Genomic DNA, 20483 nt, shown 5'->3' with positions numbered 1-20483 from the left:
GTCTCGGATGTCGGCCGTGAAAGTCCTTGATGAGGCGGAGCCACCTGAGGCTGAATTCGACCCGCGCCCACTATCACACGTATTGAGCCTTAACCCAAGGGTGGCGTCAGGATCCGCTTCGCATCTCGAGTCGGAATGGATGCCCGCGGGGACTCATTCCTTCGACTCCTTTGCGGACTTTTGAATCTTAACCTTTACCTCTACAAGCGCGTCAGCCAAAGCCTGCAACTCTGGATCGAGTCCGGGGGCGAACTCTTCCGGGCGTTCCGGAGCTCCGGGGTCGGGATAGGATTGTTTGGGCTCAGCAAGAGTAATAAGCTCCGTGCCGTCATTCGCCGGAGCCGGACCGCTGAAAATCGCTGCCATTTGAGACCCGTCCAACCGGAAGTGATACTGCTCACGGTTAATGCCTGCATCGATCAGCTTCTTGACCTCGGGATACTTCGAGGAATCGAATTTCGGAATCGGCAGGATCTTGGCCCAGTCGACCCCAAGCGTCTCCAGCGCTTTTGCGAAAGCCATCTCATGGGCTTCGTCCCGTGCGATCAGGAATGCCACCGTGGCGCGCAGGGTCTTGTTTTTAGACATTTGGTAGATGCGGCACTTTTGAAGGCGCCCCGTGGATTCCAGCACAAGGTTGTCGAGGAGATCGAGGATTAGGTTCCCGTTACAATGGACATAGCTTCCACACCAAGGATTGCCAGCCGCGTCTACAGGGAGCGCACCTTGGGCACCGACGATGAAATGATGGGGATTTTGTTGCTCCTTCGCCATCTCCATGGTTGCCGCGCCGCCCTTACCGGGGACATCAAATTTTTTGCCATGGTATTCCGGCGCCCCATCAAGCAACCGGGAAATAGTTTTGGAGATCAACTCCACGTGACTGATTTCCTCGATGGCAATTCCTTGGATCAGGTCGTGGTAGGCCTTCCCATCTCCCCGGAAGTTGAAGCTCTGGAATAGATACTGCATCATTGTGCGCATCTCGCCGAACTGACCTCCAAGGCCCTCTTGAAGAGCGTTCGCCGCTGACGGGTCGGGTTCGTCTGCAACGATAGGATTGATTAATTTTTGAGCGTGGTAGAACATGATATAATCAGGTTGAGGGGTTTAGGTCGAAACTTCAGGCACGAGCTGAGAGGTGAGTGCGAGTGATCTGAGGAATGAGGGGTTCCAATGTCGCAGCCATTCGTTCCTCGTCGCCCAGAATCGCACGGCATGTCTCTGCGATCTCGGTAAACCCCGCCCCCTCGGCGGCAGCCTCGAGCGATCTGTAACAGGCGATCTCGAAATGTTCAGCAGCGTAGTTTGAGAGGACAATCTTAACGGGAGCATCCGAGGCCATGCCAATGCCCAAGGGACTCAATTTTCCCGATAGTTTTGCCACTCCATCCTTGAGGCTGCTGGTATCCTCCCCGAGGGAGGTCAATGCTGCTTCCACCATTTGGGCGTGGCGGAGGGACTCCTCGGCGTGGGCGGCGACACCGGCCTGAAGCTCCGGGTAATCACCTAAGTGCTCCACCTGGCCTTTGAGCATATCAGCAAGGTTGGCTTCCATGGCATGTGCATCTCTAAGCCAGTCGGCAATGTCGTTCTGTGCGGTTTTCATCGTTGTGCGTTGGGGTTGGAGAGCTCGCTTTCGCAAGTGGCGTGCCAATACCACTCAGCGGGCTCGCTCAGTGCGTTCGGCCTCAGGAGCCTCCTTGCACAACCTCAAGTCGATATTCGCCCCCAAAACGACTTCGGCCCTCAGCCTCTCGTTCATGTGATCCAGTGCGATATTAGTGCCTTCGTCCGTCTCAGACGCGACGCAGTCGCTGGCGATGATCAAGTGATAGTCCCTCATGTAGGCATCGTTCGCCGTATAAAGAACGCAAATATCGGCTGCGAAGCCGCTCAAGATCAAGGTATCGATTGCGAGGAAGTTCAACAGCACCTCGAGGGAGGACGAGTAGAAGCCGGAGTGTTTAGGTTTGAGGACGAAGTAGTCCTCCTCTTCAGGCATCAGAAGCGATACCACGTCCTTTCCCGTAGATCCGGTTGAAACACAGCGGCGGATTTGCGACTGGAAATCGGAATTCCACCGTCCGAAATTATCATTCACGTATATAATCGGAATGCCGGCGGCGCGCGCGCGGTTCCGGAGTGACGACAGCCTTTGTGCCGCGGGCAGTGCACGTTTCAAAAGCCTTTCGCCACCGGGGAAGTCCATGTCATTGATGACGTCGATAAGCAAAAGCGCGCATTTCATCCTGAACCCCTCCAACTTGTTGACCGGGGCTAGTCACGGATAGAGACCCATGCAGCAAGAGCGCCTGCACCGGCGACTGCTGTGACCAAAAGGATGCGGGTTGCAAAAGCTTTCCGGTTGAATTTCCATTCCGCTCCCCATCCCTTCTCCTTGATGATGTTCGGCACCCGACCTGTCCCTAGATCTTCAAAGATGCCTTCTATTGCTCCGATACGATCGGCTGCCATGAGCGGCAGCCAGTGCCGGTAAGCCGATTCACTATGCCGGAAAGCGTAGCGTCGCAGTACGCCACTGACGCCTTTTGGTGGACTTGCCTCGCCGAACACCGCGGAGAGGCCCGGCCGCTCGTTGGAATGAAGGATCTCCACGGTGGCAACCTGGAGGGGTGGGCGCTTCCATGAAAGCCCGCGCGGTAGGTCCGGATCCCGCAAGCGCATGGGGTACGTGGGATCGTTCTTAGGGTCTGCATCCACTCCCCAGCCGGGAACTTTTTTATAATCTTCCGGTATCATGGTTTCTTTATTCGGCGGTGGGTGGGATAAGTAGCGGCTTGATGCATCCATCGAGTTTACTCGAGAAAATCCGGTAGGCGTTGGAAACATCCTCCAAAGAAAACCGGTGGGTGATCAGGGCCTTCGGATCGATGATCCCCGATCTCACGTGCTCAACCAATCTTGGGAGGAGCCGTTTCACGGAGGCCTGATTTGCGCGGATCGTGATTCCTTTATTTACCACGTTTCCAAACGGCACCATGGTGGCCGTTGGCCCGTAGACACCCACGACGGAAACGACGCCCCCTTTGCGGACCGAGTTGATCGCCCAGTGGAGGGCCGTGGACGATCCCCCTTGGAGCTTCAGCTTGCGCCCGAGAACACTTTGCATTGCGCGCCCTGCTGCTTCCGCTCCTACCGCGTCGATGCAAACGTCCGCCCCTAGACCGGTGGCCTTTTTGATGAACAGCACCGGATCTTTCATTGTATGGAAATTATGGACCTCGCAGGGGGCATACTGGCGGGCGAAATCGAGACGATAATCCAACTCGTCTACCACGATCACCCGGCCCGCTCCGAAAAGCCATGCGCACCGGGCAGCCATGATTCCGATGGGACCGGCGCCGAAAACAACGACGGTGTCACCCGGTTGGATGCCTGCCATCTCGGCCGCCTGATATCCCGTAGGGACGACGTCGGTGAGCATCACAGCATTGTCCGGTTCGATGTCGGGTGGGATAATCATCGGACCCACGTCCGCAAATGGAACCCTAACATACTCGGCCTGACCTCCCTGATGCCCTCCCGTGGTGTGAGAGTATCCGAAAATCCCTCCGACAGCCGTGGCCCCCGGGTTGGATTCATGGCAATTTCCGAAGAGCCCCTCCAGGCAGAACGCGCATTGTCCGCACGCGATATTGAAGGGGACAAGAACGTGGTCGCCACGCTTGAGGCTAGTGATGGCACCGCCGGTGTCTTCCACAATACCGGTGAATTCGTGACCGAAGGTGGTTCCCACCCGTGTGTCGGGAACTGCGCCGTTGTAGAGATGGAGATCCGAACCGCAGATGCAGGAACGTGTGACGCGCACGATTACATCGCGCGGATGCTGGATCTCGGGCATTGGCTTCTGCTGGGCACGAACCCGCCGGGCTCCCCTGTAATCCATAGCTAACATGCGGGGGCTTTTGCAGTACGCGTGCCGCTGCAGAAGTGCGGACTTTATCACTCCTATCACCACCGCCTTCGTCTAGGATGTGCAAATCGACCTCTCTCCGGGCATAATGAGCTTGCTACGAGGTGGCCCCATGGTTGCTCTCCCTCCAGGGTTCCTTGCGGACATGTCATCGTGAACCGGAACTACATTAGCTTGGTCGTAAAGGCACGAAGAGGCCCGAGTCCTTCGATCGCATTAATACCGCGTAGCTCCGGAGAAGTCCCCAACTCGCTTGCTGGGAAAGCTTCACCTCATGGCCGATTAGAGAAGATTCCCTAACCACCGCTAGGTCGCGGTATTTTCCGATTGCCAGCGGCTTTTCTGATGGGGGCGGCTGCTCGGACGCCCTCGTGTTGCCGGGAAGTAAGGTAGTGTCCGACTCGAAAAACTATTATCTGAAGGCGACCAAGGAATTCCGCTTTAGGGCCGGATCGTATGACTGCCGCGAGGGCGAGGAGTAAAACTTGCTCATCCTCGGCTCGCGACATGCAAATGCTGCTCGATGGCGAATCAATCCAAAGACAACGAGAAGAAGGCCCTTCGTCCAGCGCAGGAGCAGGAGCACCAACCCGGACGGGAAGGGGAGATGCGTCCGACGCCGCACAGCGAGAACTCCGAACTGAAGGTAAGCGGGCGGCTCGCAGGGCGGGTGGCGCTCATTACTGGCGGCGACTCGGGAATCGGGCGTGCCGTAGCGATGTCTTTCGCGCGAGAAGGTGCTGACGTGGCGATCATTTATCTCGAAGAAGAAGAGGACGCCCGCGAAACCGCCAGGCTGGTCGAACAAAAGGGTCGACGGTGCCTGTTCCATCGGTGCGACATCCGAGTGAAATCCCGGTGCGAGGATGCGGTTGCTACGACTATGGAGGCCTTTGGAAAGTTGGACATTCTTGTGAACAATGCAGCGGAGCAGCATCCGCAGCCCTGCATCACCGATATTTCCGAGGACCAGTTGGAGAAGACCTTTCAGACCAACATTTTCGCACTCTTTTATCTGACCTCGGCGGCGCTGCCGCACCTCGAGTCATCTGAGCACCCGGCGGTTGTCAACACTACCTCCGTCACTGCCTACCGCGGGAGCCCGGAGCTGCTGGATTACTCCGCCACCAAAGGGGCGATCGTTGCGTTTACCAGGTCCCTCGCCGGACAACTGGCCAAGAAAAAGATCCGCGTCAATGCCGTCGCGCCCGGACCGATCTGGACCCCTCTGATCCCGGCCACCTTTCCCGCGGAGAAGGTCGCGACTTTCGGTTCAGACGTGCCTCTGGGGCGCGCCGGCGAACCGTGGGAATGTGCGGAATGCTTCGTGTCCTTGGCAAGCGCGGCCGCCAGCTACATAACGGGGCAAGTCCTGCATCCCAATGGCGGGGAAATCATCAACGGCTGATCACCTCATTTACGTCCTTTGGCACGGTTCTCCGGCGATGTCTTGGGACACCAAATTCGCTAATAGGCGAACACCCTGCTTTGGATGCTGGTGGCAGACTGTCTGCGAAGACACGATGTATGGAAGCGCCCCACGCGATGGCGGCGGTCCCCAGCCCCTCCCGGTTTGGTTCACTTCGCTGGCGAGACCGCGTGCCGGGACCGGCCAAGGCTTTAGAGAATGCCTAATGGAATGCCGCGAGGGGCTAACGTATGATCCGCTCATGAGGGACCAACTCGCCGGCCCGTCCTTGCCCCGCAAATTCATACTCTACTTTCCGATCGGCTGCGCCGGTGGAAAAGAGCTTTGTTCCACCGTGGAAGGGATCATGTGTGATCGTCTCGGCGGTGTGACCAGCTATCCTGCGCGGGGGACGTTTAAGATGGAGGGAGGGCGGCGGGTATCCGACGACCTGCAGGTACTGGAATGCTTTTGTGAGAATTCCGAATGGCCGGAGCAGCAGCCGTTTTTGATCACACTCGCAGAGCTGATTGGTTGGATTCTGGATCAAGAGTCCGTAGCCTGCGCTCTCGACGGCCGAATGCAGGTGATACCATCTGCAGGACCGCCGGAATGGAAGGTGGAAGGGGAAAACGCATCAGGCATTTCCGAGCAAGCCCTGACCCGGCTGGTGATGAAAAGTATCGGTGGAGAAAAGATACCCTGAGACGCGAGGCATGCATACCAGCCATCACCAGTGCCAGGTTGCCCTCCGCATTCGCTTCACCAACGCTCTACGCCGGGCGTCCGTGACTTAGGTCGTAGCCATCACAGGTCGACTCGCCTCGGACTCCGGTAGTCTCATCGCGCGTTTTAGGATTTTGGTCGTTCCTTTCACGACGGTTCGAGAGGCAATGGGAAATCCCAGGTCCCCATCGGGAGCCCGCCAGCCTTATCACTTCGCTGGTATCGTTCGCGATTCCAGTTGGACTGCTTCCCCCGATTCCCAGTTGTTGGCACCGGGAAGTATCTGCGGCGCGGGAATGTCCGAGCGATCCCTCTTCTTCTCGTCCGACGAAATTCCATAACCCTCGTCACGCGACTTGATGAGACCGGATTCCGCCTGCCCATCCTTCGTGAAGCCCATCATGAGTTGCGGAATACCAAGCGGTAACTCGTCCCCGCGGTCAACTTGCCACGTGTGCCAGGTCTTTCCATAAGTGCCAACCAGGTGTTTCATCAGCTGTTTCTCGGCTACCGCCGGAATTCGTGGAGCGATCAGCTGGCCCGATTGCACCTCGTGAACATGGCTGTGCCACAGCTTCTTTTCTTCCGGATCAAGGCCTTCAAAAAGCTTGGCGGTGATGATATACTCGATGCCGATCAGTTTTGCGTCAGGCTTGTCGGTATCATAGATAACGCACTGCATGATCTCTTCCCCCAGGTGCGAGCAGTAGTGATGGGCTGTCACCTGGCGCTTGATGTCGCCGTTGTAAAAGTGGAACCCGCAGACATGGGCATGGATCGATTTGAGGGGAGCTTCCGACTGGAGCGCCTCCGCACCGGCTTCCAGGAGCTTGGTTTTTCCGCGTTTATCTTCGCCCCCCGCATGCGCTTTGTCTTCCGGACTCTCTTTGCAGGAGAGTGCGAGCAAAACTGGGACAGTCAGAACGAGTATCGGCAGAAAGGTCTTCATCTGAATACATCGTCTACCGTACTTTGAAATGCAAGTTTGATCCGGTATCGTTCTTTGATCAGGACGTTCCTAGACGGGCGTGAGGGGGACTACCTCGTTGCGAAGCCTAATAGGCGAACTGGCGAATGGCCCTCAACAACTAGCCTTGGCGTGAAGCGAAATTGCAACGACCTCATCACGCAGACATTCACCGTCGCTGCTCGAAGTCGACCACCAGCACCAATGTGATTTGGGGGCGTCGAACGGGTTGGTAGCGAAGACCAAGCTTTGCACCCTGGATAGCCTCTCGGCATACCGCTGATCCTTCCACCTTGATTCTAACAGCTTCCCGGTTCGACTGATCCGAGCCTGTCGCTTCGCGAGAGTTACCGATTCTGATCCTCGATTTTCATCCTCTCCCTCACGCCTCCGCCCACGCCCGTTCCCGAAGGGCTAGGCCTATGAAGCGCTCCTTTCGTGGCCGGGAAAGGGGGTGCAGTCTGGATCGGCCATTTATGCGCGATGTTTGCCGAGCTCCGCTCGGTTAAGTCCGGCATCAGGCGGTGCGACCAGTAGGAGGCGCGGGCCTTCCACCCCGTCGGCATCTCCTCGCGAGGATGTAGCGCGGCTTTCACGATTACGGCCACGACTTTTCCCGGGGGATCCATGGCCGCCATTCGAGGAGTCCCGCCGCTGTAGTTGGCGGCATGCTCCCACCAGGGAGTATCCGCCGCCCAAGGCATCACGGTGGACACTTTGATGTTCCGGTAGCCGATGAGCCGCAGTTCCTCGTTCTAGGAACGCCCAAGGCTCAGCACCGCGGCCTTTGAGGCTGCATAGGAGGCTTGGTAAGCCAGCGGCACCTCGCTGTCGATCGAGCCGACATTCACAAGGACGCCACTCCGCTGTAATTTGAACTGCCGGACGGCCGCGTTGCTGCCGTAGATCACGCCCTTCAGGGTTACATCGACTACCTCCGAGTGGTCTTCGTTCGGGATTTCCTCGAAGCCGCCAATCGCTCCGGTTCCGGCGTTGTTCACCTAGACGTCGATCCTTCCGAAACGCCGCACCGCGTCGCGTGCGGCGCGGTCTACCTCCGCGGTCTTGGTCACATCCGTCCGCACCGCATATGCGGATCCGGCATGGCTGCGGATCTCTGCGGCTAGTTCGTCAAGCAGCGGACCACGGCGCGCGGTGAGCACGACGTTCGCTCCCTGTCGCGCGAATTCGCGCGCGGCGCCCTTGCCGAATCCCCTGGAGGCACCAGTGATCAGAACGGTTTTTCCCGCGAACGCGCCCTGGCGCTCGCCCGTGGAGCAAGAGGCGAGGATAAGCGCAAATATCAGGACGACCCGGCATTTGGTTTTCATGGGCTCCTCTTTTGCAAACGGGGTGCCAGAGCTCCTGCATTCGTGCGATGGCCATCTCTCACCCGTCCCCGAACCTTCCGAGAAACTCGGCGACCACCGCATTGGTCCATCCGAAGCCGGGCTCGTTCGTCACATAGCCGAAGCCGATCTTGCCTTCGATGTTGCTGGTGCAGGAGCGCGCGTCGTATTTCTCCCGCAGGACGCCTTCCTTTTTGAAAGAGGTCGCAACCATCGCGACGAAGCGCCGCGCGATCTCCCGCGCCTCTTCATGAAAGCCGTAGCGCTCCAAGCCGTCCACCGCAAGCAACTGGAGCGGTGCCCATGCGAAGGGGGCATCCCACTGCTCGCCGGTGACCGCCGGGCTGGCCTCGAGCCCACCCGGCTGGAGGAACAGATCGAGGTTCCCAACCACGCGCTCCGCCTGCTCCTGCGAGGCAACGCCTGCCCAAAGGGGCCAGAAAGTCGTGAGAAAGGGATACTCCCGCTGTGACTCCCGGCCCAGATGGTAGTCGAAATACAAGCCGCGCCTTTCATTCCAGAAATACCGGTTGATCCGCTCCTTCGACTCCATTACGCGCTCTTCCCAGAAACGGGCGGCGTCGGGATTCCCGAGTTCATGGTGAAAGACCGCGAGCTCCTCTTCCATTTTCAGAAGCAAAGTATTGAGGCAAACCGGAGCGTAGTGAACGACATCGAGATTGAGCTTTCCGAAGCGGTCGGTGGGATCGAATCCTGATTCGCGCATCGAGCGGTCGCCGATGTAGGCGAGGTCTGTCAGCTCGTCCCGCTCCCGGTCGTAATAAAGGTCAACGTCGTAGTCATCGATCGGGTGCTCCTTGAGGAAGCCCTTCACCCGGTCGTAGTGGGAGCGGCCGGATTCGTCGCGTTCTGATGCCAGCACTTCCGGGGCGGGCCCGTTGCCAAGGTCGCGGTACCGCGACAAGCCCGTGGCCTGGTTCAGGTGCGGCGGAACCCGCCAGTAGTAGTAGTATTTCTCCACCAGCGGCAAGGCGGCCGACAACCATCCGCGGTCACCGGTCGCCCTGAAGATGTCCGCCACCATCATCGAGAGCACCGGCGGATGCGAACGGGTAAGATAATAGGTCCGGTTCGCATTGAGGACGGATCCGTAATGCTGCACTTCATACAGGGCCTGCTCCGCCATGCTGCGCGCAAGCTCCAACCGGCCCGAAATGAGAAGCCCGCGAGAGATGAAGTAGGAATCCCAGCCGTAGAACTCGTTGAAGCGCCCCCCAGGCACCACGTAGTCGCCCGGCAGATACAAGAGGCCGTGCTCGCGGATCGAGTCCCGCTCCGCCGGAAGGTTTCTCACTTCGAGGCGAGGTCGACGTCCGGCAGGAATGTTGGCCATGATTTTCGCGGTCACGGCCTCGAGATTCTCGGAAGACGGCACGTAAAGGATTTCTCCGGCATCCGGGGGCAGCTTCGGATCGTCGATCGCGGCGAAGATGCGTCCCGTCCCGCGGGTGAGCGAGTCCCAGGTTCTGTCAACGTAACTTCGTAGCTCCGACTGCTCCGTCGAAGCTGGAAAATCGGGCGGCTTCATGGTCCAAATATAACGATGCCTTTACCCGGGAACTCAAGTGTTCCATCGTTGCGGTGCCTCGGTTCAGCGCCCGCCCCGGCGATCCGCTTCGCCTCGGTCGGAATACCGGCGGGGATCGGGGTGATGCTTTCTCCAATCGCGCCCGCGATGATATACGGGCCGCGCCTCATCAGCAGCCATTCCGTTCCTGCCTCCAAGGAAATGTTGGTCCTGTCCAAAGTGCCCAGCTCGGCAGTGCCGCGTCGGAGAGCCAGCAAGCGGCGGTACCAATCCAGCATCTCCCGGTGCCCCGGGTTGTCCCGTTCGTGCCAGTCCAGCTTGCTGCGCCGGAACACCGCGGGGTCCTCGGGATCCGGGAGTTCGCCCGGCGGCCATCCCGCTTCGCCGAATTCCCGCTGCCGGCGCATGGCGACTTCCCCCGCCAGTTTCCGGTCGGTGTAATTGGTGAAATACATGAAGGGCGTCGTTGCGGCCCACTCTTCGCCCATGAAGATCATCGGCACGTAGGGCGACAGCAGGATGAAGGCGGATGCGATCTGCTGCGCGAGTTCGTCGCAACGCTCGTGCTGGTGGAATCGGTCTCCCAGCGCACGGTTCCCGATCTGGTCGTGGGTCTGGAGGTAGGCCATAAGGGCATGGCCGGGGATATCCCCGGGCGGATGCCCGTGCGGGCCCTCGCGGTGCGGGGAATAGCAGCCGTCGTAATAGTAGCCGTTTACGAGCGACTTCACGACGTGCTCGGGTCTCCCGAAATCACAGTAGTAACTCTCCGATTCCTTCGTGAAAAAGGTGCGGATCGAATGGTGGATGTCATCGTTCCACTGCGCGTTCATGCCGTAGCCGCCGTTTTCCCGCGGGATGACGTAGCAGGGATCGTTCGCGGCGGACTCCGCGATCAGCACGTAGGGGCGTCCCGTCTCTGCCGCGAGCCGGTCCACCTCGTTCCGAAGTTGGATCAGGAAATGTTCCGGCGAGTCATCCTTCACCTTGTCGATCGCATCGAGCCGCAATCCGTCGACGTGATAATGGCGCATCCACATCAGTGCATTCCCGATGAAGAAGTCGCGGACTTCCCCGCGATGTTCGCCGTCGAGATTCGGGCCGTCGCCCCAAGGGGTAACATGGTCATTGGTGAAGTACGGGCCGTAGCTCGCCAGGTAATTCCCATCCGGGCCGGGATGGTTGTAAACCACATCCAGGATCACCGCGAGGCCGGCGTCATGACAGGCGTCCACGAAGTACTTCAGTTCCTCAGGGCCGCCATAGGCATGATGGGGCGCGAAGATGGATGCGACGTCATATCCCCATCCGCGGTCGCCGGGGAATTCCCCGACCGGCAACAGCTCCACATGGGTGACGCCAAGGTCCACCAGTTCACCGAGCCGTCCGATCGCCCCGCGGAAAGTCCCTTCGCCTGTGAAGGTCCCCACGTGCAGTTCATAAACGACCGCACCTGGCCACGCCGGTGGCATCCACTCCCTGTCCGTCCAAGGAAACAAGGAATGATCGACCGTTTGGGAAAGACCGTGCACGCCCTCGGGCTGTGAAGGAGAGCGCGGGTCTGGAAGGGGTCCCCTGCCATCCAGCAGGAAGCCGTACCGCGTTGCGGGCGGAAACTCTCCTCGGCTCTGCCACCATCCGGGGCGGGACCCATCCTGCACCATCTCCTGCATCTCGCCGTCCGCGACGACCTTCACGTCGGCGGCGGCGGGTGCCCATACCTTGAGTTTGGATCCCATCATCGTCATATCCTTTCGAGTAGAGCCACGGGTAACTTCAGCAACAGCTTTTCCAAGGATGCGGGGCCCTCCGTATACACGGCCCCGTCAAATGCATTTCTCCAGTTGCCCTTCGGCAATTCCATCGCCGTGTCCTGCCAGTCACCGTTCAGTGTGAGCACCAGCCGCGGGATGACCACCAGCACGTCTTCCCCGCGCCGGTAACCGAGCGTGTGGCTCAGCTTTCGGCCGGTCACGTGAAGCGGCCGGTAGCTACCCGGCTCACACGCCCCGAAACACGCGGAATGTCGCTTCCGCAGCTGCAGGGTACGCTTGATCACGTACTGCTTCGCGAGGCCGTCGTCGTCGAGCGGCGGCGGCCCCTCCCCTTGCGCAAGGGTGCCGAGTAGCCCGGTGCGCTGCAGGAAATCGACCTCGCGGCGGTTGTCCGGATCGACCAGGTTGGAGTCCCAAATCTCGCACCCCTGATAGATGTCGGGAATCCCGGGTGCAGTCAGCTTGACGAGAAGTTGGGCCAGCGAGTTGATGCGCCCTGGCATCACCAGCGGCTGCACGAATTCCTCGAACATCCGCACGAACACGGGCTCGCCGAGAATATTCTGGATGAAGCCTTGAACTCCTTCCTCGTAGATCAGGTCGGGGAGGTCCCAGCTCGTGCGGGTCCTTGCCTCGCGGCAGGCCTTCTGCATGTAGCCGAGCAGTCGCTCCGTCGCCATCGGCCACGCACCGATGAGCGTTTGGTAAAGATGATACTCCGCACTGCGGTCCGGAGTGCGCCCACCCCATGCCTTTTCATTGTGGGCCGACCACTTGCGTACTTCGTCCGCCCACGCAACACCCGATTCCGAGAGCAGGGACAGGCGGGCGCGGACGTCCTCGCTGCGCTTAGTATCGTGCGTTGAGGTTGCCAGCATCGAACGCGGCCACCGGCGCTGGCTTTCGATGCAGGCTTGATGGAAGGCATCCGGACCTACCCCGAAGCGCACGGGATCGCAGCCCACCTCGTTCAGCGCCAGCAGGCGATCGAAGCAGTAGAAGGTGGTGTCTTCCACTCCCTTCGCCATTACCGGGCCGGTAAGTTGCTGGAAGCGGGCGACGAAGTCGCGGGCCGCGGGAAACTCGTCAACCCCGCCAGAAAGCACCCGCGAGATCAGGTTCCAAAGGCCGGGCTCGATGCCCGGAGCTCCGTGTTTCGCATCCGAAAACGCATGGGAAAGGGCCGCCTCGTCTTGCGGGGAGAATTCCCCGTCCTGCGGGCGGTAAGTGCGATAGACCGGAAAGGCGGCGATCAGTTCGGCAAGCGCCCGCCGCATCTCCCGGCGCGAGTAGGCCAGTCCGAGGTGCTCGGCCGCTTCCCGCAATCGTTCGACCAGCCTCCTCAGATCGGAATCGAATCCTTCGCCGATCACCTGCCGCTTTTTCTCCCTGACCAGCTCGCCATAGGGCGACCTGTGCCCGGTGAAGGTGGTGTAGAGATCGTCCAAGATCTTCTCGCCGCCTGGATCGATGAAGAGTCCTCCTGCCCGTTCGAGAAAATCGTAACCGGTCGTACCTTCAACCGGCCAATCCGCCGGCAGGCTCTCGCCCGGTTCGAGGATTTTTTCAACCACCAGCCACCTCGACCCGATCCGCGAGCGGAGCGTGCGCAGGTATCCCGCGGGATCGCGGAGACCATCCGGGTGGTCCACGCGAATCCCGTCGATCGGCCCTTGGTCAAGCAGTTCGAATAAGGTCGCGTGCGTTTTCTCGAAGACGGCGGGAACCTCGACCCGCGCGCCGACCAAGGTAGCCACCATGAAGAAGCGGCGATAATTGATCTCGTCCCCCGCGAGTTGCCAGCGGGTGAGCCGGTAATGCTGGGCATCGAGGATTTCCCGCACCCCGGAGCCCTTCGCGGCCATGTCCTTGCCCTCGGCGCTCAAGGGCAGCCGCTGAGTGTTATTATAAACGAGCTCGTCGTCCTCAACCTTGAGTTCACCGCGTTCGAGTACGGCTGACGGATGATCTTCCAATACGGGTAGCAGCACCTTGCCACTGCCGTCGGAGTCGGGCGGCCTCCATTCGATATCGAAAACCTCGGCATGCTCGCTGTCCCTGCCTTTGGCCAGCACGTCCCGCCACCACTGGTTCGAGATGACGGCAGCGAGGTGATTCGGCACGATGTCGAGGACAATCCCCATGCCGTGCTCTTTGACCCTGCGGAAGAGCCGGCCTAACGCGGCCTCGTCGCCGATCCGATCGTCGATGCGGGTGGGGTCGGCAACATCGTAGCCGTGCTCGCTCCCCTCCGCCGCCTTGAGGAGTGGCGATAGGTAAAGATGGCTGATCCCCAGGTCCGACAGGTAGGGGACAAGGTCTGCCGCCGCGTCGAAGGTGAGGTTCTTGCCGAGTTGAAGGCGGTAGGTGGCGACCAGTTCAGCGTGCATGGCGAAGCAGAACGAGAGAGTGGGCCGACATTTGCACGGGCAGTTCTGCCGGCGCTTCCGGGCGTCCGCTCCAGGTGTCGGGCGCGGCAGTGTCCAGCGCTACCGTCCAGCCGTCCGGCAGGTTGTCGGGCAAGGCGAAGGACAACGGCTCGTCGTGGGCGTTAAGGAGAAGAATGAAGTCGTCGTCCGGCACCCGGTTCCCGCGATCGTCGCGAATTTCCGGCGCGGTGCCAGCGAGGTAAACCCCTAGCGTGCGGATCCACGGCTCCTCCCAGTCATTGTCGCCCATCCACACACCGTCCGACCGTAGCCAGGCGAGGCTGTTCGCCCCGGGGGCAACGAGCGGGTCTTCCTCCCTGAAGCTATGGCGGCGCAAGTTCGGATGACCGCGGCGGATCGAGACGACGCGGCGGGTGAACTCCAACAGGTCCGCGCCGGCCTCGCCAGGCTGCCAATCGTACCAAGTGAGTTCGTTGCCCTGGCAGTAGCCGTTGTTGTTGCCGTGCTGCGTCCTGCCGATCTCGTCGCCGCCGGAGATCATCGGCACGCCCTGGGAAAAGATCAGGGTCGCCAGGAGATTCCGCTGCTGACGGGCCCGCAGTTGCAGGATGCCGGGGTCCCCGGTTTCTCCCTCCGCACCGCAATTCCACGAATCGTTCTGGTCGAGCCCGTCGGCGTTGCCCTCGCCGTTGGCTTCGTTGTGCTTGTTCTCGTAACTGACGAGGTCCCGCATCGTGAAGCCGTCATGGGCGGTAACGAAGTTGATGCTGGCGGAAGGCTTGCGGCCGGTGGTTTCGTACAGATCGGCGCTCCCGGAGAGCCGCGTGGCCAGGTCGGCGCCGGTGGCGTGCTCGCCTTTCCAGAACCTCCTGACGGTGTCGCGATACTTTCCGTTCCACTCGGTCCAGCCGGGCGGGAAGTTTCCGACCTGATAGCCACCTTCCCCGAGATCCCAGGGTTCCGCGATTAGCTTCACCAGGGCGAGCACGGGGTCCTGATAGATCGCGTCGAAGAAAGGGCCGAGTTGGTTCACTTCATGCAGTTCGCGCGCGAGGGCGGACGCCAGGTCGAATCGGAAGCCGTCGACGTGCATCTCCGTCACCCAGTAGCGCAGGCTGTCCATCAACAACCGCAAGGAATGCGGGTGAACCATGTTCAAGGTGTTCCCACAGCCGGTGTAATCCATGTAGTATCGGGGGGCATCCTTCGCCAGACGGTAGTAGGCATGGTTGTCGATTCCCCGGAACGAGAGTGTTGGTCCGAGCTCGCTTCCCTCGGCCGTATGATTGTAGACCACGTCAAGGATAACCTCCAGACCGGCGGCGTGGAGGGACTTCACCATCTGCTTGAATTCCCTTGCGATGGAGTGAGGACAGCCACCACCTCCATACGAAGGCTCGGGCGCAAAGTAACCGAGTGAATTGTATCCCCAGTAATTGGAAAGGCCGCGTTCAAGCAAATGGCGGTCCTGTATGAAGTGATGGATCGGCATTAGCTCAATGGCCGTCACCCCGAGCTTCTGGAAATGAGCGATGGCTTCGGGTGAGCCCAGCGCCGCATAGGTCCCGCGCATCTCCTCTAAAATCTGCGGATGCTTCATCGAGAAGCCTCTCACATGGGTTTCGTAGACGATTGTTTCGCACCAGGGCCGTTGGATCGCCTTGTCGTCCCCCCAGTCGAAGGACCCGTCGATCACGCATCCAAGGGGGGCGAAGGGCGCGCTGTCACGGGTGTCGAAGCTCAGATCCCCGTCTTCGTGCCCTACCGTGTAGCCGAACAGCGCGTCATCCCAGACCAGGGCGCGACCGATACCCTTGGCGTATGGATCGAGCAACAGCTTGTTCGGATTGTAGCGCAGGCCCGCCGTAGGGTCGTAAGGCCCGTGGACCCGATAGCCGTAAAGTTGGCCCGGTCCAAGATCGGGAAGGAAGCAATGCCATATGCCGTTGGTCTTTTGCGTCAGCCGGATGCGTCGGGATTCCTCAGTGTCGGATGGGTGGTTGAACAGGCAGAGTTCCACGATCTCCGCGCGTTCCGCAAACAGCGAAAAGTTTACTCCTTCGCCGGTCCAGGTTGCACCCTGCGGGAAGGGAGAGCCTGGATCGAGCACAGGTTCCTCGGGAACATCGCAGCTTGAACGGTTGGGTTGGTGCATGGGGTGGGTGCTCGAATAAAGAACTGGAGTGCTTCGGGCGTTAGGAATGGTTGAACGTGTTTAGGGGCAGATTGCAGAATGGGTGCCATCCGAAGAGCTGCGGGGATACTGCAAGTCAGGCACTCCAAGCGCCCGGCTTCCTAACAATCCTGCTCAAGATGCAATCTCTCCGACTAACAACGCAATGGCTGGATATTCTCTGTTAGGTCACCTGGGATGCTGATGCCGGTCCCGGTGCAGCAAGGCGTCACGCCCGGCGACAATCCGTAGTTCTTCCACCGAGTCCCTCTGATTGATGGCCTCCAGCTCAAGCTCCGTGAAGTTCTTACCTTCCCATTCGGGAACACAAGGTGCCAGCTCCGCAAGCATCAGCCAAAGCAGCCTTTTACCCTGAATACCCAGAGCCAGGAGTTCCATCGCCTCGAATCTCCCTAGCTGCCCGGGCTCCATCCCCTCCCAGCCGAGCTTGAGCCTGCTTGCCGCGCCGGTAATGCTGCCTGCGGTCTCGAGGACCGAGCTGCTGGACTGACCCAGAAGAGCGATAAGATCTTTCAGAAGCGCGCGGTCGGCTTCCACCTTCCGTTCAAGCGAGTGAAAGAAAGCCGCTTCGGCCGGATCCTCGGCGGTGGTGGCCAGCTTTTGAATAAGACCGATCGCTCCCGCGGAGCCGGCAAGATGGTCATTGAGGTATCGTTGGAGTTCTTGGTCCATGGGGCTTAATTGTCCAAATTATTAGAGCCTTGCTCCAGATCCTGTTGGAGCAGCCAGTCGTTGGCAGCGGCCGCGCACTTGGCTCCATCGGCTGCTGCAACGATCGCCAGTTGCAATCCCTGCTTGGCGTTGCCGGCCACGAATAGACCCGGCATGTTGGTCCTCCCTTGATCATCGCTCTCGACCTGACCGCACTCCGAAAGTCGACACCCCATCTTTTCCATGAAGTGGTGGTGTTGCACCTGGCAGGCGACCAGGAACAACGCTTCGCAGGGAACGGTAGTCCCATCGGCCAATTCCGCTATCGAGAGGGTGCCGTTCTGGTCAAGGAGGCGTACCGGATCGGCTCGGTATACGGCAATCCCTTCGTTGCAAAGTTGCTCAAGCAATTCGCGATCAGGAGGCGGATCTACCAGAAAAAGGGAGACGTGCTTGCTCCACAATTTAAGTTCCAGCGCCAGATCCGCCGCTTCCTTCCCGGAACCCAGTGCGGCGATTGGACGGTTTTGGTTCTCCCATCCATCGCAGTAAGGACAGGGGTATACTCCTTTGCCATAAAGCGGAGCGAGCCCCGGGATGTCGGGTAAGCGGTCCACAAGGCCAGTGGCGACGATCATAGACCGTGCCTGGAACTCGGAACGGTCTTCCAAGAAGGCGCGGAAAAGCCCACCCTGATGCGTGACCTCGACGACCCGCTGCCTGTAGAGAAGGACATCGGAGTATTCCGCAATTTGAGCCCGTCCGACAGCAAGCAGTTGGTGGGGTGACAAGTTCCGTGCACCCAGAAAGCCGTGCACCGTGGGCGACATCTCGTTGCGGGGCCGGCCCTCGTCGAAGAGCGCCACTTTGCGCCGGCATCGTCCAAGCAGCAACCCCGCGCTCAAACCAGCCGGCCCGCCGCCAATGACGATCGCGTCGAACGTGGGGCATGGTGGCATCATGAGCCGGTCTTGGAGTTTGGGTCCTCGACGTCCTTGCTTTCGGGTGAACCGTCCTGCCGCAGGAAAATGCTGAGCACCACGATCGAGAGCACGGCCAGGAACTCGCTTTGCCAGTTCTGGAAGGATTGGAACCAGAACTCGGATCCCGAGATGAACTCCGCCAATGATTCGGGAGGCTGTCCATGCTCCCCGCGTTCTTGGTTCTCCTCCTCAAGCCCTCCCAAGGCATGAATAAAGAATGCTCCGCCGAAAAGAGCCAGGAACGCGAGGGAGAGTGAGTTACGGTAAAGCCACGTACGACGCTTCCTCCTTCGCTGCCTCGCCAGTAAATCCGCTTCCTCGGGGTCGTTGGACTCCGCCGAGCCTCTTTGGAAGAGAAAGGTGGTGAGGATTACGTAGAAGCCCATCTGGAGGAACTCGCTTTCCCAGTTCTCGCCCGTCGCCTGCCAGAAATGACCGCTGGCGAGATAATCTCCATAAGCCACCGCTGGCTGCCCGTGCTGCAGCTGTTCGTCATTGTAGACATGATGACCGGCCACCGACTGCGCCGCCCAGAAAGCCAGGAACAAGAGCAGCAGGACCAGCGAAAGCCCGTTGTTCTTGAAGAAGCGCTTCAATTAGCACCTCCGATCTCCACGCCGAAGTCCTTCGAAGCGATGTGTTCAAGCCCGTCCATGAAATCTATCTGGGCGGTCGAATTCTCCGTGATCACGTCTGCCTCAACCACGAGGCCACAGGTCGTGGCAATTCCACCCGCGAAGCGCGAAGCGGCAAGCATGTAATGACCGATTCGGCTGCTGTGTGCAATCAGGAGGAGGTCGCGTATGACCGCTCCCTCAGCAATTTCCAGGTGCTGGTTTCCTCCCTCGATCAAGCCGGCGATTGCCTTGCACTTGTCATTGCCGGAATCCTCCCCGTGGGATTCAAAGATGGCCGACACTTCCTGGAGATAGGAAAGGATCAGTTCATGATATTTTTCAAGCCGCTTGCGGAGATCATTCGCCGTAGACCAGCCGATAAGGTCAGGCAGGGTTCCTGCGACCTGCTGAAGGGCGCTATTAAGGTCCCTCAGCTGATCAAAGAAAATGTCCGTGGGAGTTTCGATCTTCATGGGTTCAGCCGTGGAGAAGAGATTGCCTTCGATGTGGATTCCGGAGCCGGTATCTGCGCGGGTCTATGATCAGCCGAGCGCCAGAACTTCTTGCTTGGCCACCGCCAGATGGACTTCGATCAGCGGTAACGCGGTTTCGGCGAGCGCCTTGAGCGCATTGTCGACGGCAGACGCCTTGACCTTGCTCATGGTCTTCATGAGCTCCTGGTGCCCTTCAACCCCGCTCTTCTCGAGATAAACCCGGTCGAGCTCTTTGCCCGCCGCTTTCAAATCGGCCAGCAATTTGCGCCCCTTGTCGTTGAGTTGGGTAGGTAGTTTGGTCCCTTTTGCCGATGCAAACTCCTTTAGCTTCGCGGCCAATCCCGTTTGTTCCTCCACCTCTGCTCCGGCGATCAGCTTCACATCAGCCGATGTGGTCTTCTCCAATGCAATTTCGCTGACTTGAAGCTGCATCATCCCGCCGAGTGCGACTTCGTCCACGAGGGCTTTATCCGCTTCAGACAGGGCGGTGTCGTTCACTTTGAGAGCTTTGAGCTTCGACCCGGCCTCGCTATTGATCTTTTTGAACTCGGCAGCTCCGAGCTCTCCGGCCTTGCCGTCATCTTTCGCTTTGGCGGTAAGGGTAAGCGACAAGCCCATCGCGGTGAACCCCGCCGATCTTAAAAGGATTCGTCTGTTCATGCTGGGCGGCGCTATCGCACGCGAGATGCCAAAACCCCGTGCTTTCAAAATTGCGCACTGCTTCAGCCTTGGCAGCGCGGCTCGTCGTTCAAGACGTCCGACTGTCCTGTGGAGCCTATGCATGATGCACTTCCTCTTCGCATAACGCAGACGCTGAGCGCAACCCATAGGGCCACAGACGCGGACTGCGAGTCCTGAGCCCCGGCACACGGATTGCGATGGGTTGCCGCCAACCAAATACAATCATGCCGAAACTCGATACAGTCGAAGTACTGCTCGCCCAGGAAATCAAGGACCTATACAGCGCCGAAAACCAGTTGATCAAAGCGTTGCCCAAGATGGCCAAGGCAGCAACAAACCCCGAGCTCCAAGAGGCATTCAAAACCCATCTTGAGGAAACCAAGGTGCATGCCGAGCGGCTCGAAGAAGTAGCGAAGTTGCTGGAAATCACCCCGAAAGGCAAGGTCTGCAAGGCCATGAAGGGCCTCGTGGAGGAGGGATCTGAAATGATTGAAGAAACGGTGAAGGGACTATCAAGGACCTTGGCCTGATTGGAGCCGCCCAGAAGGTGGAGCACTACGAGATTGCGGGATATGGCACCGCCCGGGCGCTCGCCGAAGCATTGGGCCTCGCTGACGTTGTCGAGCTGCTTCAATCGACCCTTGATGAAGAAGGCAACACGGACAAGCTGCTGACCGGCATCGCGGAGCAACTGGTGCCGGCGGCCGTGGAAGGGGCGGCGTCCGAGTGATGTTCGCCAAAACCGGAAGGCCCCGCGGCATG

Annotated in this window: 17 protein-coding genes and 2 pseudogenes; 3 read left to right on the top strand and 16 right to left on the bottom strand. The window is 59.5% G+C overall.

What is annotated here, in order from left to right; genetic code table 11:
* Nucleotides 1–153 precede the first annotated feature (153 nt).
* The 5 genes from OJ996_RS05290 to OJ996_RS05270 are packed head-to-tail and all read right to left on the bottom strand — an operon-like array spanning nt 154 to nt 3919.
* Nucleotides 154–1089 carry a manganese catalase family protein gene (locus OJ996_RS05290; RefSeq protein ID WP_264511937.1) on the bottom strand — a complete coding sequence of 312 codons (936 nt, stop codon included), beginning with the start codon at nt 1087–1089 and terminating at the stop codon, nt 154–156.
* A 34-nt stretch (nt 1090–1123) separates the two neighbouring features.
* Nucleotides 1124–1609, bottom strand: coding sequence for a DUF892 family protein (locus OJ996_RS05285; protein WP_264511934.1), 486 nt, complete (start codon nt 1607–1609; stop codon nt 1124–1126).
* Between the two features lie 54 nt (nt 1610–1663).
* Nucleotides 1664–2251, bottom strand: a complete 588-nt coding sequence (locus OJ996_RS05280; RefSeq protein WP_264511932.1) for a cysteine hydrolase family protein — start codon at nt 2249–2251, stop codon at nt 1664–1666.
* Between the two features lie 29 nt (nt 2252–2280).
* Nucleotides 2281–2763: a hypothetical protein gene (locus tag OJ996_RS05275; protein ID WP_264511930.1), complete on the bottom strand. Its 483-nt coding sequence runs from the start codon at nt 2761–2763 to the stop codon at nt 2281–2283.
* Nucleotides 2764–2770: 7 nt separating this feature from the next.
* On the bottom strand, nt 2771–3919 hold the full coding sequence (locus OJ996_RS05270; protein ID WP_345783763.1) for a zinc-dependent alcohol dehydrogenase: 1149 nt from the start codon (nt 3917–3919) through the stop codon (nt 2771–2773).
* Between the two features lie 541 nt (nt 3920–4460).
* On the opposite strand from OJ996_RS05270, the gene OJ996_RS05265 reads away from it, so the two are divergent.
* Nucleotides 4461–5345: a glucose 1-dehydrogenase gene (locus OJ996_RS05265; protein WP_264511926.1), complete on the top strand. Its 885-nt coding sequence runs from the start codon at nt 4461–4463 to the stop codon at nt 5343–5345.
* A 262-nt stretch (nt 5346–5607) separates the two neighbouring features.
* Nucleotides 5608–6051, top strand: a complete 444-nt coding sequence (locus tag OJ996_RS05260; protein ID WP_264511924.1) for a hypothetical protein — start codon at nt 5608–5610, stop codon at nt 6049–6051.
* 228 nt (nt 6052–6279) lie between these two features.
* Here the strand turns inward: OJ996_RS05260 and OJ996_RS05255 are convergent, their stop codons facing one another.
* The 11 genes and pseudogenes from OJ996_RS05255 to OJ996_RS05205 form a co-directional block, all read right to left on the bottom strand.
* Nucleotides 6280–7020 (bottom strand): OBAP family protein, encoded by a 741-nt coding sequence (locus OJ996_RS05255; protein WP_264511922.1) that lies wholly within the window; start codon nt 7018–7020, stop codon nt 6280–6282.
* 773 nt (nt 7021–7793) lie between these two features.
* Nucleotides 7794–8369: pseudogene (locus OJ996_RS05250) on the bottom strand (SDR family NAD(P)-dependent oxidoreductase).
* Nucleotides 8370–8427: 58 nt separating this feature from the next.
* The gene (locus tag OJ996_RS05245; protein ID WP_264511920.1) at nt 8428–9936 is read right to left on the bottom strand and encodes a trehalase family glycosidase; all 1509 of its coding nucleotides are present in this window, start codon (nt 9934–9936) and stop codon (nt 8428–8430) included.
* Nucleotides 9933–11675: a malto-oligosyltrehalose trehalohydrolase gene (treZ, locus tag OJ996_RS05240; RefSeq protein ID WP_264511918.1), complete on the bottom strand. Its 1743-nt coding sequence runs from the start codon at nt 11673–11675 to the stop codon at nt 9933–9935. The genes OJ996_RS05245 and treZ overlap by 4 nt, the downstream gene beginning before the upstream one ends.
* A 5-nt stretch (nt 11676–11680) precedes the next feature.
* Nucleotides 11681–14101 carry a malto-oligosyltrehalose synthase gene (gene treY / locus OJ996_RS05235; RefSeq protein ID WP_264511916.1) on the bottom strand — a complete coding sequence of 807 codons (2421 nt, stop codon included), beginning with the start codon at nt 14099–14101 and terminating at the stop codon, nt 11681–11683.
* Complete coding sequence (glgX, locus tag OJ996_RS05230) at nt 14091–16256, bottom strand: glycogen debranching protein GlgX (protein ID WP_264511913.1); 2166 nt, start codon at nt 16254–16256, stop codon at nt 14091–14093. Before glgX ends, treY begins: the two co-directional genes overlap by 11 nt.
* A 207-nt stretch (nt 16257–16463) precedes the next feature.
* A complete protein-coding gene (locus OJ996_RS05225; RefSeq protein WP_264511911.1) occupies nt 16464–16967 on the bottom strand; it encodes a hypothetical protein in 504 nt (167 codons plus the stop codon).
* 5 nt (nt 16968–16972) lie between these two features.
* The gene (locus OJ996_RS05220; protein ID WP_264511909.1) at nt 16973–17908 is read right to left on the bottom strand and encodes an NAD(P)/FAD-dependent oxidoreductase; all 936 of its coding nucleotides are present in this window, start codon (nt 17906–17908) and stop codon (nt 16973–16975) included.
* Entirely contained in the window at nt 17905–18525 is a 621-nt protein-coding gene (locus OJ996_RS05215) for a DUF6766 family protein (RefSeq protein ID WP_264511907.1), read from the bottom strand. Before OJ996_RS05215 ends, OJ996_RS05220 begins: the two co-directional genes overlap by 4 nt.
* The gene (locus OJ996_RS05210) at nt 18522–19019 is read right to left on the bottom strand and encodes a YciE/YciF ferroxidase family protein (RefSeq protein WP_264511905.1); all 498 of its coding nucleotides are present in this window, start codon (nt 19017–19019) and stop codon (nt 18522–18524) included. Before OJ996_RS05210 ends, OJ996_RS05215 begins: the two co-directional genes overlap by 4 nt.
* 69 nt (nt 19020–19088) lie before the next feature.
* Entirely contained in the window at nt 19089–19700 is a 612-nt protein-coding gene (locus OJ996_RS05205) for a DUF4142 domain-containing protein (protein WP_264511903.1), read from the bottom strand.
* Nucleotides 19701–19918: 218 nt separating this feature from the next.
* Between OJ996_RS05205 and OJ996_RS05200 the strand changes: the two are divergent.
* Nucleotides 19919–20451: pseudogene (locus OJ996_RS05200) on the top strand (ferritin-like domain-containing protein).
* Nucleotides 20452–20483: the final 32 nt, after the last annotated feature.

The sequence above is a fragment of the Luteolibacter rhizosphaerae genome, from assembly GCF_025950095.1.
Lineage (GTDB): Bacteria > Verrucomicrobiota > Verrucomicrobiia > Verrucomicrobiales > Akkermansiaceae > Haloferula > Haloferula rhizosphaerae.
This window is presented reverse-complemented; position numbering and strand designations above follow the sequence as displayed.

Coding starts and splice junctions, on each gene's coding strand:
- OJ996_RS05290 (WP_264511937.1), bottom strand. CDS start 1,089: ATGTTCTACCACGCTCAAAAATTAATCAATCCTATCGTTGCAGACGAA.
- OJ996_RS05285 (WP_264511934.1), bottom strand. CDS start 1,609: ATGAAAACCGCACAGAACGACATTGCCGACTGGCTTAGAGATGCACAT.
- OJ996_RS05280 (WP_264511932.1), bottom strand. CDS start 2,251: ATGAAATGCGCGCTTTTGCTTATCGACGTCATCAATGACATGGACTTC.
- OJ996_RS05275 (WP_264511930.1), bottom strand. CDS start 2,763: ATGATACCGGAAGATTATAAAAAAGTTCCCGGCTGGGGAGTGGATGCA.
- OJ996_RS05270 (WP_345783763.1), bottom strand. CDS start 3,919: ATGTTAGCTATGGATTACAGGGGAGCCCGGCGGGTTCGTGCCCAGCAG.
- OJ996_RS05265 (WP_264511926.1), top strand. CDS start 4,461: ATGGCGAATCAATCCAAAGACAACGAGAAGAAGGCCCTTCGTCCAGCG.
- OJ996_RS05260 (WP_264511924.1), top strand. CDS start 5,608: ATGAGGGACCAACTCGCCGGCCCGTCCTTGCCCCGCAAATTCATACTC.
- OJ996_RS05255 (WP_264511922.1), bottom strand. CDS start 7,020: ATGAAGACCTTTCTGCCGATACTCGTTCTGACTGTCCCAGTTTTGCTC.
- OJ996_RS05245 (WP_264511920.1), bottom strand. CDS start 9,936: ATGAAGCCGCCCGATTTTCCAGCTTCGACGGAGCAGTCGGAGCTACGA.
- treZ (WP_264511918.1), bottom strand. CDS start 11,675: ATGGGATCCAAACTCAAGGTATGGGCACCCGCCGCCGCCGACGTGAAG.
- treY (WP_264511916.1), bottom strand. CDS start 14,101: ATGCACGCTGAACTGGTCGCCACCTACCGCCTTCAACTCGGCAAGAAC.
- glgX (WP_264511913.1), bottom strand. CDS start 16,256: ATGCACCAACCCAACCGTTCAAGCTGCGATGTTCCCGAGGAACCTGTG.
- OJ996_RS05225 (WP_264511911.1), bottom strand. CDS start 16,967: ATGGACCAAGAACTCCAACGATACCTCAATGACCATCTTGCCGGCTCC.
- OJ996_RS05220 (WP_264511909.1), bottom strand. CDS start 17,908: ATGATGCCACCATGCCCCACGTTCGACGCGATCGTCATTGGCGGCGGG.
- OJ996_RS05210 (WP_264511905.1), bottom strand. CDS start 19,019: ATGAAGATCGAAACTCCCACGGACATTTTCTTTGATCAGCTGAGGGAC.
- OJ996_RS05205 (WP_264511903.1), bottom strand. CDS start 19,700: ATGAACAGACGAATCCTTTTAAGATCGGCGGGGTTCACCGCGATGGGC.